Below are 14,729 nucleotides of genomic sequence, written 5' to 3' on the forward strand. Positions count from 1 at the left end.
AGAGGTCGTAGACGGCCGGAACTCCTGCCCGGCAAGAGCTCCTGGGCGAACCAAAGCACCTGGACGACTAGAGCGTGTCTCTTTGACGGGTTGATCAGTTGATCGGATATGTGTGTCCGGTTAGTGATCACCGATGCGATGTGGGACCGGATCGAGCCGCTGATGCCGGACGATCCGGTCCGTGGACGACGATGGGCCAACCACCGCCGGACCCTGGAAGCTATCGCGTGGAAGTACCGCACCTGCTCACCCTGGCGCGATCTGCCAGAAGAGCTGGGACCCTTTCAGACCGCGCACAAGCGCCTGATCAGATGGGCCGTGGACGGCACATGGGAACGGGTCCTCGCGGCGGTACTTGCAGTGGCGGATGCCGATGACGACGTGGGCTGGACGGTCTCGGTGGACTCCACCGTCTGCCGGGCTCACCAGCATTCGGCCGGAGCCAGGAAAAGGGGGCGCCCGGCCGGTCCGAGCCTGAGGACCACGCGCTCGGACGCTCCCGCGGCGGCTTGAGCACGAAGGTCCACTTGGCCAGCGACAGCCGGGCGCGGCCTCTGTCTATCCACGTCACTGCAGGCCAGGCCGGTGATGCGCCGGCCTTCGAGGCGGTCATGGCCGGAATCCGGGTCCCGCGAAGAGGACTCGGTAGGCCAAGAACCCGCCCTGCGGTCGTGCTTGCGGATCGCGCCTACTCTTCCCGCGCGATCCGTGGACACCTCCGTCGGCGTGGCATCCGTGGGGTCATCCCACAGCCCGCCGATCAGATCGGTCACCGTTTGCGGCGAGGCCGTGCCGGAGGCCGCCCGCCCGGCTTCGACGCCGAGACGTACAAGGAGCGCAACACCGTCGAGCGGTGCATCGCCCGACTCAAGCAGTGGCGCGGCCTCGCAATGCGGACGGATAAGCTCGCCATCGCCTACCAGGCCGCACTCCACCTTGCTGCCATCCTCATCTGGACCCGGCGCTGAGCAAGGCGTTCGAAGGATTCGTCAGACCAGCCCATGGACGACGAGTCGATTCTGTTCTCCGTCAAAGATGCCGACCAGGACGTTGGCCTCCCCGGCGGTCCCCACCGAAGAGACCCCGCTGGTCGACGTGGACGATCAGAATGTCGTGGCTGTCGATCACCTCGGAGATGCCCCGGGCCTCGATCGTGTCCGACTACGCGTCCAGGTTCCGACCAAACCACTCCGGCAGCCCGCACGGCTCGGCAACAGCATCCCAGAAGTCGTTGAGTGTCTCGATCGGCCGACCGCGCAGATCAACGATCAACTCGCTATACGTCATCGCAGCAGACTAACCAGCCCCCACCACGATGCACTCACCGATCAAAGAGACGGGCTCCAGTTGTGGAATCATGGCAACTGAGAAGAAACCTGAGGGGGTTGACCTTGGCTGACGTGCTGATCAGGCGCGGAGTTGCCGGACTGCCGAGCGTGTCCCGCTCGGATGTCCCCGGGAACTACCCGTACGAAGCGATCAGGGTGGCGAAGCTCATCCGAGCCGCCGGCTTGACCGTCGAGTTCGAGGACGAGAAGCCTGATCGCACCTACCTGACCCACGACGCCGCCGAGTTCTGGTTGCCGATCATTGAGTTCGCCAGGGACGTCGGGAAAGAGACCCTGATCGCAACGCTGACCGGCTTGATCTCCTCTTACACGACGATGAAGATCCTCAGGAGGGGCGATTCGTCCGGCGAAGAGGTGACTGTTCCGTCCCCCGTTCTGCACGTGGAGGTAACCCGGCAGGGTGACCTGACCACCAAGCTGGTGCTGGACGGCCCGGCTGACTCGGTCCTCGAAGCGATCACCAGGATCGAGAGGTGGGGTTCTGAGGATGAGCGCCGTCAGCTACCCGAGGGATGAGAACGAAGTCTTCCAGCAGTGCCAGGCCGACCTTGAGCAGGCCAAAGCTGCACGCCACCCCGATCCAGCTGCGCTAGAGATCCTGCGGCGGCTGAGAGGGGAGCTGCGGCAGGTAATGGACCGTTCCGAGGGGTACGACCTTGCCCTCTTCGACCGGGCTCATGAGCTGCTGGACGAGGTAGGCGGATTGCTGAGGCGAACCTATCCGAAGGCTTGCACCATGGCCTATCGCGACGGCGTCTACTACCGGGAGTGTCCAGTCGATCTTGGGCATCTTCGAGTCGGGTTTAGCGTGGAGACACGCGTGGACGAGCAGGAGTGCTCGATTTGCGGACTTGATCCTGACGAATGCGATCACATCCCCGGTGAGTCGTACGAAGGCCGTGAGTGCCTCGTCATCATCACGAAGGCCCAGATCCTGGCAGTGGCCCTCGTAGCTAACCCGAGGTTCCGGGATGCGCGCTTCGGCAGCCTGTCGCTCGGCACATCTACCGAGCTGCGTGCTGCTCTTGGGCCGAATTTTCGGCCGGGAGTGAGGCTCAGCTGCGATAAGTGCCTCGCGGGATGCCACGGCCTCAACCGAAACTTCGATGGGTCGACACACGGCTGATCGACAGTAACTGGCCGGACGAGACTCGGCGCTGCCGCAGAGTCGCGCTTCCGCGTGCTGGTCGTTCTCGTGGTGCACCCACGAGCTGCTTCACCCCCGTGCCGGTGACACCAGCTCACCGCCACTTCAAGGAGACAGCCTCTAGACGACGCAGAACTCGTTGCCCTCCGGATCCTGCAGCACGACGGCGTAGTGGCCGTTGTCGGGCTCGTCCGTGGTCCGGAGGACGCGGGCGCCGGCTTCGACCAGCCGTTCCACGGTGGCGACGACCCGCCGCGTGCGGACGGCCAAGGGGACCCCGCGTCCGCCGCCGACCTTCAGGTCGAGGTGTATCCGGTTCTTGGTGACCTTGGGTTCGGGAACCTGCTGGAACCACACCCGTGGCCCCAGCCCGGCGGGATCGACGATCGACTCCGGGGTCTCGCCCGCACCAACGGGCAACTCCTCCTCCGGCACCCCCATGGCCGCCCAGTACTCCCGCCACGTGACATGGCCGCCCGGTGGCGGTTCGGGCACGTATCCCAGCGCCTCGCTCCAGAACGCCACCAGCCTCTGCGGGTCGGCGCAGTCGATCGTCAGTTGCAGCGTCGTCTCCATGACCGGAGCGTGGCAGACGGGTCTGACACTCACGCCGGACCAGCGCGCCGGCTGCATGGGCGCACTTTCGTAACCGCCCTCAGCGGGTGCCGCGCACCTCCGCCGGGAGACCGTCGGGCAGGCCGTCGAGCAACGCGTCGAGCAGCCCGGCGAGCGGCGCGGGCACCCGGTCGGGCTCCAGGGCCTCGACGAGGACCCGGCCGTAACGGATCTTCCGCCCCTTCTTCGTGCCGAGGAAGCGGCGGAGTTGCTGCTGTGGGGTGCGGCCCTGCTGGGCGGGCTGGTTCAGGAAGGTGCGCAGGGCTCGCCCGTCACCCTCGGCCCGGATGAGCTCCGTGACCCGGGGCGGACCGAGGGCGCGGATCAGTTCGTCCTCCAGGTCGGCGGCGCAGACGAAGAACCCGTGCCGCGTGGCACCGGCCCGCTCCAGGCCACGGGCGTAGTAGGGCCACTCCCGCTCGTCGCACAGCCCGGTCAGCCGCAGCCCGAGGCCGGGTGGTCCGAGCAGGCGGGCGTAGCGCCCGACGTTCATCGCACCGCCCATCGACAGCACGCACACTCCCTCGGCCGCCGGGTCCCGCCCGCGCCGCGCGGCCAGTGCGTCGACGGCGGCGACATCACTCGGCCCTTCGAGCAGCACGGCGACCCGCACCCCCAGCCGTTCGCCCAGCCGCCCGGCCGACTCCGGGACGCGGCCCGCGCCCGCACTCCCCGCCCAGTCGGCAACCGCGTCCCGGAACGCCCTCATGTCGGCCATGGCACGAGTCTCCGCCCGGGCCGGGCCCCGATGCCAGGCAATTCCGCGGCCCGAACGGCGTCGGCGGGGGGTGGAACGGACGGGCTGGTGGGCTGGTGGGGAGGCAGGCAGCGCCGCGCGGCGCCCGGCCGGGTCGGACTCCCCTGACCTGGGGCCACGCCCACCGGCGGCGCCCGGCCGGTGACCGGAGTCCACAGCTGGCGTCCGGACCGGTGACCTGGGTCCACACCGGCGCCTGGGTCGGTGACCTGGGTCCGCACCGGCGCCTGGGTCGGTGACCTGGGTCCGCACCGGCGCCTGGGTCGGTGACCTGGGTCCGCACCGGCGCCTGGGTCGGTGACCTGGGTCCACACCGGCGCCTGGGTCGGCGACCTGGAGCCGCACCCGGCGTCCGGCCCGGTGATCCGGGTCCGCACCCGGCGTCCGGACCGGTGACCCCCGTTCCCACTCGGCGTCTGGGACCGTGGCGTCAGCTGGGGAACATCCCGGCGGTCGCGTTGACCCAGGTGCCGGTGAGGGCGACCCCGGCGTCCGAGGCGAGGAACGTGGCCAGCGCCGCGATGTCCGCGATCCGCGGAGAGCGCTTCGTCATCCGCAGCGAATCCAGGTGGGCGCGGATACCGGCCACCGCCGCCTCGTCCATCGCCGGGGCGCCCGCCGCGCTCAGCTTCTCCGGGGTGAGCGTGTCGGTGACCCCGGCGGCCCAGATCCCGCAGACCCGGACGCCGGACGGGCCGACCTCCTGGGCGAGCTGGCGGATGAGCGCGTCGGTCGCGCCGTCGGCGGCGCCCGTGCCGCCGAGCATCGGGGTGCCGTTGTGGGAACCGCTGTTCAGGGCGAGGATCACACCCGAACCCTGCGTGGCCATCCGGCGCGCGGCCGCCCTGGCGGTGATGAACTGGCAGGCGATGCCCCGCACCACCGGCCGGGTGTAGTCCTCGACCGACATCTCGGTCAGCGGGACGCCTTGGAGGTCCCCGCGCGGTACGAGGTTGAAAGAGACGTCGATCCGGCCCGCCCGCTCGACCACGGCTTCCGCGTGCGCCTCGACGGCGGCCTCGTCCTCGGCGTCGACCACGTCGAACTCGGCGCCGGTCTCCGCCGCGACCTCCCGCAGCGTCTCCTCCGTACGCCCGGCCAGGAACACCCGCGCCCCGGCCTGCGCGAACTCCCGCGCCACCCCGGCCCCGAGCGCACCGGCTCCGCCGTACACGACCGCGACCTTGTCCTTCAGCAACATGACTGGTGAGCTCCGTTCGGCTTCGTGAATGTCCGTCGCCTCATAGGACGCGCGGCAGCCGTGAACTCATCGGTCTCATCGAATCGGTTCGGCTCGGTTCAGTCGGTTCGGTTCAGTCGGTCGGTTCGGTTCGGTCGGTCGGTCGGTTCGGTCGGTCGGTTCGGTTCGGTCGGTCGGTCGGTTCGGTCGGTCGGTTCAGAGTGTCATCGGCAGGCCGAAGGCCGGGAAGAGGTGGGGCTCGAAGGTGGTGATCTCGGCGATCCGGCCGCCCTCGATCCGCAGCACGTCGATGAGCTGGGCGCGGAAGACGCTGGTCCCGGGACGTTGCAGGTAACCGGCCACGGCGGGCTGGCCGTTGGCGCGCACGGGCAGGTGGCGCCAGTGGCCGGCGAACATCGGGGACGCCGGGTCGAGGTTGGGACGGACGAAGCCGAAGAGCGCGTCGCGGGAGGTGAACCAGAACGGGTTCGGCGGCATGGTGAGCACCGCGTCCTCGCGGACGAGGTCGACCATGGCGTCGATGTCGGCGCGGGCAGCGGCTTCCATGTAGCGCTGGAGCAGGGCCAGGTCCGTGGCGCTGGGGGCGGTGGCCGGGGCCGACCAGTCCTCCCGGCGTCCGGGCAGCGCCTCCCGCAGGGCCGAACGGCCGCGCTGTACCGCGCTGTTGGCCGAGGCGACGCTCGCGCCCAGCAGGTCGGCGGTCTCCTGCGCCGACCAGCCGGCCACATCACGCAGGATCACCGCGGCCCGCTGGCGGGGCGGGAGCTGCTGGATGGCGGTGAGGAAGACCAGCTCCAGGGTCTCGCCGGCCACGGCCTGCTCGTCGGGCTCGTGCTGCGGCGCGGCAGGCTCGGGCAACTGGTCGTCGGGGAACGGCTGCAGCCAGGGCATACGGGGTGGCGGCGGACCGTCGCCCGAGTCCATGCCCGGCACAGGTTCGTAGGGGACCGGGCGCCGGTTCTGCCTGCGCAGGAAGGTCAGGCACAGGTTGGTGGCGATCCGGTACAGCCAGGCGCGGGTGTTGTCGACCCCGTCCAGGGTCTCCTTGACCCGCCAGGCCCGCAGGAACGCCTCCTGGGTGAGGTCCTCGGCCTCGTCGTAGGACCCGAGCAACCGGTAGCAGTGCACGCGCAGTTCACGGCGGTGGCCCTCGACGAGGGCGGTGAAGTCGGTGTCGTCGGATTTCGTCTCGGTGGGGGGCGTGACGATTTCCGGGGTGGGCCGTGCGACGCTTCCCGTGACGATTTCCGGGGCGGCGGGTGCGACGTGTTCCGTGACGTCTCCAGCGTCGGCCGCTGTGACATCTACCGCGTCGGCCGCTGTGACGTCTCCCGCGTCGGCCGCTGTGGCACCTCCCGCGTCGGCCGCCGTGATGTCTCCCGTGCCGACCGTCGTGACGCTTCCCGCACCGGCGGTCGTGACGCTTCCCGCGCCGACGCCTCCGGGGGTGGTCCGGCCCGGTCCTTGTCCCTGCCCCGACCCCGACCCCGGCCCCTGCCCCGCCCCCTGCCCGGCCTCCCGGGCGAGGCGTCGTAGCTGGGCGAAGCGGGTGGTGAGGCCCTCCACGTCCGCGTGGAACGCGGTCCCCGGCGCCAGCCGCACCCGCCCCAGCCGGGCTCCGAGGTCCGAGAGCAGTTCCCTGGCCGGGGGCGTGCCGTCCGCCCGTCGCCGTTCCCGGTAAGCCCGCTGGCGGCAGGCCTGGGAGCAGTACGACGCGGTACGGCCGGGGCCGCCGCCGCTCTCGATCGGGTTGCCGCAGGCCTCGCAACTGCCTCTCATGCCCGGCACCTTATGCCCGGCGTGTCATGTCCGGCCCAGCCCGGTGACGAGAAGGGCGACGAGTCGGCGGGCGTCGTAGCCGGGGTCGTTCTCCGCGCCGATGCAGAGGTTGCCGACGCCGCGCATCAGCTCGATGGCGGCGATGTCGGTGTGGATCTCGCCGGACTCGGTCGCCGCGTCCAGGAGACGGGTGCAGACCGGGACCAGACGGTCCAGGAAGTAGGCGTGCAGGGTGTCGAAGCCCGCCTGGTCGGAGCGCAGGGCCGCGGCGAGGCCGTGCTTGGTGACCAGGAAGTCCACGAAGAGGTCGATCCAGCGGCGCAGCGCGTCGTACGGGCTGGGCGCGTCGGCCAGCAGGGCCGGGCCGGCCTCGGCGCAGGCCTCCACCTGGTGCCGGTAGACGGCGATGATCAGGTCTGCGCGGGTCGGGAAGTGCCGGTAGATCGTCGCCGTGCCGACGCCCGCCCGGGCCGCGATGTCGCGTACCGGTGCCTCCACGCCCGACGCGACGAACGCCGCCGCGGCCGCCTCCAGCAGGGTCATCTCGTTGCGGCGGGCGTCCGCCCGGCGGGGCCGGACCGCCTGCTCCTCGTCCTTCATCGTCCGTCCTTCGTCGGGTGCTCCCTCCGGTGTCACCCTATCGGGGCGTTGCTAAACGGGACAGCGTTCCGTATCGTCGAAGACGTGAAACGGGACATCGTCCCGCTTTCTGGTTCGTCCTGTTTGTCTTTATGTCGTGTTGCGTCAATGTGAGGAGACTCGGTCATGCAGTACCGCACCTTGGGCCGTACCGGTGTGCAGGTCAGCGCGCTCGCGCTCGGAGCGATGAACTTCGGCGCGGTCGGCCGCACCACGCAGGCGGAGGCGACGGCGATCGTCGACGCCGCGCTGGACGCCGGCATCAACCTGATCGACACCGCCGACATGTACGGCCAGGGCGAGTCGGAGGAGATGGTCGGCAAGGCGATCGCCGGCCGCCGTGAGGACATCGTGCTGGCCACGAAGGCGGGCATGCCGATGGGCGACGAGCGCAATCACCGCGGCGGTTCACGGCGGTGGCTGGTCACCGGGCTGGAGAACAGCCTGCGCCGGCTCGGCGTCGACCACGTGGACCTCTATCAGATACACCGCTGGGACCCGGCCACGAGCGACGAGGAGACCCTGTCGGCGCTGACCGACCTGCAACGCGCGGGAAAGATCCGCCACTTCGGTTCCTCGACGTTCCCGGCGTACCGGATCGTGCAGGGCCAATGGGCGGCGCGCGAGCACCACCTGAGCCGTTACGTCACCGAACAGCCCAGCTACTCCCTCCTCCAGCGTGGCGTCGAGGCCCACGTGCTGCCGGTGACCGAGGAGTACGGGATGGGCGTGCTGGCGTGGAGCCCGCTGGCCTCGGGCTGGCTGTCGGGGGCCGTGCGCAAGGGCCGGCCCATCACCACCAGTCGGTCCCAGCTCCTTCTCGACCGCTTCGATCTCGCCCTGCCCGCCAACCAGGCCCGGCTCGATGCCGTGGAGCGGCTCGCCGCCGTGGCCGAGGAGGCCGGACTGACCCTGATCCAGCTCGCGCTCGGCTTCGTCACCGCGCACCCCGCCGTCACCAGCGCCCTCATCGGCCCCCGCACCCAGGACCACCTGAACTCCCAGCTCGCCGCCGCCGACACGGTGCTCTCTGCCGATGTCCTCGACGCGATCGACGCGATCGTCGCCCCCGGCACCGACCTGGCCGCCCACGAGAAGCACGACACCCCGCCCGCCCTGCTCGACCCGTTGCTGCGCCGCCGCTGACCGACGGCAGAGAGGCCGCCCATGGCATCCACGACCACGACCCCACCCCGCTTCGGGATCATGACCGCTCCCATGCAGGTGTCGTACGACGACATCCTGCGGGTCTGGCGGGAGGCGGACGCTTTTCCCCAGATCGAGCACGCCTGGCTGTTCGACCACCTCATGCCGATCGGCGGCGATCCCGAAGGGCCGATCTTCGAGGGCTGGACGCTGCTGTCCGCTCTGGCCGCGCAGACGCGACGGCTGCGCCTGGGTCTCCTGGTGACCAGCAACCGTCTCCGGCCGCCCGCGATACTGGCGAAGATCGCCACGACCGTCGACGTCGTCTCCGGCGGCCGGCTCGACTTCGGCATCGGTGTCGGCTCACGGCCGCACCCGCCCGAGGCCCGCCGCGAGTACCCGGCGCACGGCCTGCCCTTCATCCCTCCGGCACAGGCCGTCGAGAACCTCGCCGAGGCCTGCGCCCTGATCCGCCGGCTGTGGACGGCCGCCGAGCCCTTCGACTTCCACGGCACCCACCACCAGCTCACCGGCGCCTTCGCCAACCCCAAACCCGTCCAGCGCCCGCATCCCCCGATCCTGATCGGGGGCCGCTCGGCGGCGACCCTGCGGGTGACCGCCGAACACGCCGACCTCTGGAACATCCCGGGCGGCGACATCGAGGACTGCGTGCGCCGCAGCGCCCTTCTGGACCGCTACTGCTCGGAGATCGGCCGGGACCCCGCCGAGATCACCCGCTCCATCCATCTCCCCGTCTCCTACGACCACCCGGAAACGACCCGCGCCGCGATCGCGGAGGCACTGAACGCCGGCTTCCGGCACATCGTCCTCGGCCTGCCGGCCCCGTATCCGGAGGGAGTCGCGAGCTGGGTGACAGACGAACTGATCGACAAGGAGGCCTGACTTCCCCGGGGGAGGGAGGGGGAAGAGATGTCGTCCCGGACGCGCGGCGTACCGGTTGCCGCCGGGCAGCCCCACGGCGACAACCGGCTGAGCGGGGCGCGCCGGGTCTGTGCGGTGTGCGGCTCTTTGCTGAACCGTCGGCCGCTCCTACCGAAGTACGGCCCGCTCAGGATCCGGGTGCCACATCTCAGGCTTTCCAACCCGCGAACCGCGCAGTACTCGCGGTCGCCCCGAGGGTGTCACCAGCCGAGGACGTCCTCGTCGGCGCGCTCCTCCCGGGGCGGAGTCACCGGGCGCGGGTCGTGGCAGGTGAATCCGAGGCGGGTCAGCGCGCGGCGCATTTCCAGCGTCGTGAAGTCGCGGCGGTTCTGCCGGGTGATCACCTCACCGACCTGCATCACGGGGTAGACGCGGCCGTCGATGGTCACGCCGACGCCGGTGACAGGTTCGGGCGTGTGGCTGCTCATCGACTGTTCGACCTCGCTCTTGGTCAGGTCGAAGGGGAAACGGGCGATGACAACACGCATGGATGCCTCCTCAGGGGGCGACCGCGAGACGCGGCGGGACGGGATTTCGGACGGCTGTCAGGGGGCGAGGGCGAGAACGCCCGGGGTGTATCCGTGTTTCGTCGACCACGGGGGACACGTCCGGGGTGCGGTCCAGCGTCGGGGCGGCCGGGACGGGCGTCGGCTCGGCCAGGCCGCCGGGAGCGCGTCCCCGTGCTCCGGCAGTGAGCCGGTCCTCCTTCGGCTACGAATCGGCCCTTGAGGAGGTACGGCGGGTACGGGCGGCGGACGACCGGCCTCCGCGACCACGGCCCCGGCCGCGGCCGGCGGACCGTGTGCCCTCGCGTGCTGCCTCGGTGGCCGGTGGGGCCAGGGTGACGGGCACACCCGAGGGGGTGCGGGCGCCGGTGATGCGATGCAGTTCGGCCTCACCGGGACGGACCTGGACGGCACTCGCGGTGATCCCGGCGTCCGTCATGAGGCGGTCCACGGCCCGCCGCTGGTGCGGCAGGACGAGGGTCACGACGGTTCCGGTCTCGCCGGCGCGCGCGGTACGGCCGCCGCGGTGCAGGTAGTCCTTGTGGTCGGCGGGCGGGTCGACGTTGACGACGAGGTCGAGGCCGTCGACGTGGATGCCGCGGGCGGCGACGTTGGTGGCGACCAGGACCGAGACATGGCCGTCCTTGAACTGGGCGAGTGTCCGGGTGCGCTGCGACTGGGACTTGCCGCCGTGCAGCGCCGAGGCCCGCACACCGACGGCGAGCAGCCGCTTGGCGAGCCGGTCCACCGCGTGCTTGGTGTCCAGGAACATCAGCACGCGTCCGTCACGGGCGGCGATCTCGGTGGCGGCGGTCTCCTTGTCGGCGTCGCGCACATGCAGCAGGTGGTGCTCCATGGTGGTGACCGCGCCCGCGGACGGGTCGACCGAGTGCACGACCGGGTCGTGGAGGTAGCGGCGGACCAGGAGGTCGATGTTCCGGTCCAGGGTGGCCGAGAACAGCAACCGCTGGCCGCCGGCCGGGACCTGGTCGAGCAGTGCGGTCACCTGCGGCATGAAGCCCATGTCGGCCATCTGGTCGGCCTCGTCGAGGACGGCGATGTTGACCTGGTCGACCCGGCAGGCGCCCCGCTCGATGAGGTCCCGGAGGCGGCCGGGCGTCGCGACGACGACCTCGGCACCGGCACGCAGGTCGCTGACCTGACGGCCGATCGACATGCCGCCGACCACGGTGGCGAGCCGCAGCCGCAGGGCGCGGGCATAGGGGGTGAGCGCGTCGGTGACCTGCTGGGCCAGCTCGCGGGTGGGGACGAGGATCAGGGCGAGCGGCTGCTTGGGCACGGCACGCTGCCCGTCCAGGCGGGCCAGCAGCGGCAGGCCGAAGGCGAGCGTCTTGCCCGAGCCCGTGCGGCCCCGGCCCAGGACGTCCCGGCCGGCCAGCGCGTTCGGCAGGGTGGCTGCCTGGATCGGGAAGGGAACGGTCACGCCTTCGGTGCGGAGGGCGGCCAGCAGCCGTTCGGGCATGTCCAGTTCGTCGAACGTCTCGACGGCGGGCAGCGGCTCGGTGAGGGTGACCGGCAGGGCGAACTCCTGGCGGCGCGGGGCGGAGCGTTGGGCCTGGCCGTTCTTGCGGCCGGTGCCGACGCCCTGACGGGGGCCCTGGTGGCCGGATCCCTGGCCGCGGAAGCGGTTGCCGGGGGTGGAACTGGAGCCTGCCGAGCGTGCGGTGCTGCGGTCCGTGCGGTGGCGGCCGGAAGTGCCGCCGGTGCGGCGGGTGCGGTTCAAGAAGGAACCTTCCTCGATGCGGCGTATCGAGGAATTCCGGCCGGCGGGCGGGTGACCGCGCGAGGAATCACAAGAATGAGCCGGAGAAAAAAAGGAAAAAGCTGGGGCCCGCACCCCAAGAGCGCGGGCCCCAGCCTCAAATCGCGCGAGCTAGTGGCTCGCCACGGTTCGCGTCAGCTTCAGGCGGGAACGATGTTCTCGGCCTGCGGGCCCTTCTGGCCCTGCGTGACGTCGAAGGTCACCTTCTGGCCTTCCTGAAGCTCGCGGAAGCCCTGGGTGGCGATGTTCGAGTAGTGGGCGAAGACGTCGGGGCCGCCACCCTCCTGCTCGATGAAGCCGAAGCCCTTTTCCGCGTTGAACCACTTCACGGTGCCAGATGCCATATTGAATCTCCCTTGAGGGGCAGTGCCGGACTCCGCACTTTACGAAGCCGAGTCGCCGCGATGATCACCCCTCCGGAATGATCCGGAAAGCTTTACAAAGAAAAAATTTCTCTGGCAACCAAAACTGCAACTGCTATCACGCTAACACAGGTGGGCTGTAGGCGGCCATGTGTTTTCGCGGCCGCACGGGAATTCTAGTGCCGCCGTCGGGGATATTTCTGTGCTGGCGGGACTAGGTATCTGTGCGGCACCCGTCGAGCTTCCTGCTTATCTCCTGGTTCAGCCGGAGGGCGTCCTCCAGCTGGTTCTCCAGGGAGATGATCCGGCACGCCGCCTCGACGGAGGTGCCCTGGTCGACCAGCTCCCGGGCACGGGCGACGATGCGCAGCTGACGGCGGGAGTACCTGCGGTGACCGCCTTGCGAACGCAACGGAGCGATCAGCCCGGCGTCCCCGACGGAGCGGAGGAAGGCGGGGGTTGTGCCGAGAACGTCGGCGGCCCGACCCATGGTGTAGGCGGGGTAGTCGTCATCGTCGAGGTTGCCGGCGACCGGGGCGTTCTCAGCGGGCATGACACCTTCGTTTCGGGGACGCGGCGAGGGTCCGGGCGGGCCTGGCGCCGGTCTCCGAAGGATTCGGCGCCATCCGCGTCGCACGGCAACCCTAACTCCGGCAGCCCTGGAGATGTGGCTTCGCCGTGACAGATTTCTGTTAGCGTCGAGCCCGTGCGCGGCGTGGCGGGCCGGCCCGCGCCCGGCGCGTGATCAGTCCGTTCGGCGTATCACCCAGGTCGCGACGGCGGGTCACCCCGCCCGGTCGGCCCGGGAGCCGGGGGTGGAGCCCGCCAGCCACATGTGGGTCCGGTTGCAGACGACGTCACCGGAGACGACCAGGCTCAGCTCGGGGACGTGGACGACGCTGGAGTGCCCGGTGTCGGTGGTCCCGACCGGGATCACCGTGGCCGCCGCGGCTCCGATCGGGAGGCCCAGCAGCGCGAGATCGTCGTCCTGGCCGGACACGGCGTGACCAACGGCGAGATCGCCGACCGGCTCTTCCTGTCCCCGCGCACGGTCGCCTCGCACCTCTACCGCTCCTACCCCAAGCTGGGCATCGCGGGCCGCCACCAACTCCGCGCCCTCACCGACCGGCAGGGCACGCCACCGGCCGGCGGGTAGCGGCGACCGCACCTGTGACCGGCACGGTCGGACTCAGCCGGTGGGGATCCGGCCGCGGGCGGCGCGCAGTTCGGCGTAGAGCTCCGGGCCCTGCCAGGTGCGCGGCGTGGCCTCCGCCGCACGCACCAGGGTGACCAGACGGGCGTTCGCGGGCGCGCTCAGCCCGTGGGCGGTGGCGAGGGAGACGATCTCGCCCTGGAGGGAGTCGATCTCCGTGGCCCGGCCGCGCTGCAGGTCCTCCCACATCGAGGAGCGGGCGTGGGCGTCGATCCGCAGGGTCGCCCCCGCCAGCCGGCGGAAGAGGCCGTCGGGCAGCCTCAGGACGTACGGGGTGACGGCGGGCGCGGTGGGGCCGAGGCGGGCCGGGGTGACCCCGGCGGCGCGGTAGACGGCGAGGGCCTCACGCTGGCACAGGGCGAGGCAGCGGCGGTAGGCCCGCCCGCCGAGCTGGTCGCGGAGCGGCAGCCCGGACAGGGCGTTGATCGCGTTGTTGAGGTTCAGCAGCAGCTTGGCGTGCTGCACCTCGGACATGTCGGTACGGGCCTCGACGGCCAGGTGCGCCTCGCGGAAGGCGGCGACGAGCGTGTCGTCCGGCTCGGTCATGAGCCTGCCCGGCATGCCCTGGTGCACGGCACCCGGCTCGGACTGCACCACGTTGTACGGCACCATCCCGGCCAGCACGGTGTGACCGGGGAGCGCGGCGCGCAGGGTGGCGGGGTTGTGCAGCCCGTTCTGGAAGCTCACCACGATCGCCCCGGGGGCGAGATGGGCGGCGAGGTCCTCGGCGGCGGCCGCGGTACCGGCGCTCTTCACGGTGACCAGCACGTAGTCGGCGCCGGCCGCGGCCTGTGGGCCGGTGGCCAACGTCAGCCGCTCCGGCGCGAGACGGACGGCCGGCCGGACGGAGGTACTGAGGGTGAGTCCCCGCTCGCGCAGCACGTCCATGGCCGCGGGCCGGCCGATGAGCGTCACGTCGTATCCGGCGGCGAGCAGATGGCCGCCGAGGTGACACCCGATGGTGCCGGCACCGAGAACGGCGAAGCGGGGCTTGGGCTTGGGGGCCACGGGGGGCTCGGGTGACACGGGTGGCATGGGGGCTCCTGCGGAAGGCTCGTGATCAACCGTACTCACGTTCGCGCCCCCTTGGCGACGGCGTCACACGTACCCGTCGTCACCCGTACCCGTCGCACGGCGCTTCTCCTCGCCGCCCCGCCGCTCTCACGCTCTGATACAGACCCCGTCCCTGATCCGACGTCAGTTTCCGTCAGAGGAGCACCCCATGCCCGCATCGGAGAACATCGCCCTCGTCCGTCGTTTCCACGAGTCCAAGGTGGCGCCGGAGGTCTT

Annotated in this window: 16 protein-coding genes and 2 pseudogenes; 6 read left to right on the plus strand and 12 right to left on the minus strand. The window is 70.7% G+C overall.

Going from position 1 to position 14,729, the window contains the following annotated elements:
* Positions 1 to 108: 108 nt before the first annotated feature.
* Positions 109 to 968, plus strand: a protein-coding gene (locus ACZ4N4_RS15145) for an IS5 family transposase (RefSeq protein ID WP_467588444.1) whose coding sequence is annotated in 2 segments (ribosomal slippage) — positions 109 to 460 and positions 460 to 968 — 861 coding nt in all. Because the reading frame shifts where the segments join, the coding sequence is not laid out codon by codon here.
* 21 nt (positions 969 to 989) lie between these two features.
* Here the strand turns inward: ACZ4N4_RS15145 and ACZ4N4_RS15150 are convergent.
* Positions 990 to 1,287: pseudogene (locus ACZ4N4_RS15150) on the minus strand (barstar family protein).
* A 104-nt stretch (positions 1,288 to 1,391) separates the two neighbouring features.
* Between ACZ4N4_RS15150 and ACZ4N4_RS15155 the strand changes: the two are divergent.
* Entirely contained in the window at positions 1,392 to 1,865 is a 474-nt protein-coding gene (locus ACZ4N4_RS15155) for a hypothetical protein (protein WP_159064051.1), read from the plus strand.
* The gene (locus tag ACZ4N4_RS15160) at positions 1,837 to 2,475 is read left to right on the plus strand and encodes a hypothetical protein (RefSeq protein WP_059208097.1); all 639 of its coding nucleotides are present in this window, start codon (positions 1,837 to 1,839) and stop codon (positions 2,473 to 2,475) included. The genes ACZ4N4_RS15155 and ACZ4N4_RS15160 overlap by 29 nt, the downstream gene beginning before the upstream one ends.
* A 141-nt stretch (positions 2,476 to 2,616) precedes the next feature.
* On the opposite strand, the gene ACZ4N4_RS15165 is transcribed toward ACZ4N4_RS15160, so the two are convergent.
* The 5 genes from ACZ4N4_RS15165 to ACZ4N4_RS15185 all read right to left on the minus strand — a co-directional run bounded on the left by ACZ4N4_RS15165 (position 2,617) and on the right by ACZ4N4_RS15185 (position 7,448).
* Positions 2,617 to 3,072, minus strand: coding sequence for a VOC family protein (locus ACZ4N4_RS15165; RefSeq protein WP_453568692.1), 456 nt, complete (start codon positions 3,070 to 3,072; stop codon positions 2,617 to 2,619).
* 79 nt (positions 3,073 to 3,151) lie between these two features.
* Positions 3,152 to 3,829 carry a TOPRIM nucleotidyl transferase/hydrolase domain-containing protein gene (locus ACZ4N4_RS15170; protein ID WP_467588448.1) on the minus strand — a complete coding sequence of 226 codons (678 nt, stop codon included), beginning with the start codon at positions 3,827 to 3,829 and terminating at the stop codon, positions 3,152 to 3,154.
* Between the two features lie 469 nt (positions 3,830 to 4,298).
* Positions 4,299 to 5,069, minus strand: coding sequence for an SDR family oxidoreductase (locus ACZ4N4_RS15175; protein ID WP_467588451.1), 771 nt, complete (start codon positions 5,067 to 5,069; stop codon positions 4,299 to 4,301).
* Between the two features lie 195 nt (positions 5,070 to 5,264).
* The gene (locus ACZ4N4_RS15180) at positions 5,265 to 6,848 is read right to left on the minus strand and encodes an RNA polymerase subunit sigma-70 (RefSeq protein WP_467588454.1); all 1,584 of its coding nucleotides are present in this window, start codon (positions 6,846 to 6,848) and stop codon (positions 5,265 to 5,267) included.
* A gap of 24 nt (positions 6,849 to 6,872) precedes the next feature.
* Positions 6,873 to 7,448: a TetR/AcrR family transcriptional regulator gene (locus tag ACZ4N4_RS15185; RefSeq protein ID WP_453579873.1), complete on the minus strand. Its 576-nt coding sequence runs from the start codon at positions 7,446 to 7,448 to the stop codon at positions 6,873 to 6,875.
* 165 nt (positions 7,449 to 7,613) lie between these two features.
* On the opposite strand from ACZ4N4_RS15185, the gene ACZ4N4_RS15190 reads away from it, so the two are divergent.
* A complete protein-coding gene (locus ACZ4N4_RS15190; protein ID WP_467588457.1) occupies positions 7,614 to 8,633 on the plus strand; it encodes an aldo/keto reductase in 1,020 nt (339 codons plus the stop codon).
* A gap of 21 nt (positions 8,634 to 8,654) precedes the next feature.
* Positions 8,655 to 9,536 (plus strand): LLM class flavin-dependent oxidoreductase, encoded by an 882-nt coding sequence (locus tag ACZ4N4_RS15195; RefSeq protein WP_467588460.1) that lies wholly within the window; start codon positions 8,655 to 8,657, stop codon positions 9,534 to 9,536.
* Between the two features lie 239 nt (positions 9,537 to 9,775).
* Here ACZ4N4_RS15195 and ACZ4N4_RS15200 read toward each other — a convergent pair whose 3' ends face one another.
* The 5 genes from ACZ4N4_RS15200 to ACZ4N4_RS15220 form a co-directional block, all read right to left on the minus strand.
* Positions 9,776 to 10,063 (minus strand): SCO5918 family protein, encoded by a 288-nt coding sequence (locus ACZ4N4_RS15200; RefSeq protein WP_450760127.1) that lies wholly within the window; start codon positions 10,061 to 10,063, stop codon positions 9,776 to 9,778.
* A gap of 223 nt (positions 10,064 to 10,286) precedes the next feature.
* Positions 10,287 to 11,825, minus strand: a complete 1,539-nt coding sequence (locus ACZ4N4_RS15205) for a DEAD/DEAH box helicase (protein ID WP_467588462.1) — start codon at positions 11,823 to 11,825, stop codon at positions 10,287 to 10,289.
* 179 nt (positions 11,826 to 12,004) lie between these two features.
* A complete protein-coding gene (locus ACZ4N4_RS15210) occupies positions 12,005 to 12,208 on the minus strand; it encodes a cold-shock protein (protein WP_031482971.1) in 204 nt (67 codons plus the stop codon).
* Between the two features lie 232 nt (positions 12,209 to 12,440).
* Positions 12,441 to 12,779 (minus strand): MerR family transcriptional regulator, encoded by a 339-nt coding sequence (locus tag ACZ4N4_RS15215; RefSeq protein WP_467588465.1) that lies wholly within the window; start codon positions 12,777 to 12,779, stop codon positions 12,441 to 12,443.
* A gap of 231 nt (positions 12,780 to 13,010) precedes the next feature.
* On the minus strand, positions 13,011 to 13,226 hold the full coding sequence (locus ACZ4N4_RS15220; RefSeq protein ID WP_467589144.1) for a hypothetical protein: 216 nt from the start codon (positions 13,224 to 13,226) through the stop codon (positions 13,011 to 13,013).
* Between ACZ4N4_RS15220 and ACZ4N4_RS15225 the strand changes: the two are divergent.
* Positions 13,194 to 13,382, plus strand: a pseudogene (locus ACZ4N4_RS15225) (response regulator transcription factor); the annotation flags it as partial. The gene ACZ4N4_RS15220 and the pseudogene ACZ4N4_RS15225 overlap by 33 nt on opposite strands.
* A gap of 33 nt (positions 13,383 to 13,415) precedes the next feature.
* Here the strand turns inward: ACZ4N4_RS15225 and ACZ4N4_RS15230 are convergent.
* Entirely contained in the window at positions 13,416 to 14,474 is a 1,059-nt protein-coding gene (locus tag ACZ4N4_RS15230) for a 2-dehydropantoate 2-reductase (protein WP_467588468.1), read from the minus strand.
* Positions 14,475 to 14,729 lie beyond the last annotated feature (255 nt).

This window comes from Streptomyces sp. NPDC026538 (assembly GCF_055567535.1).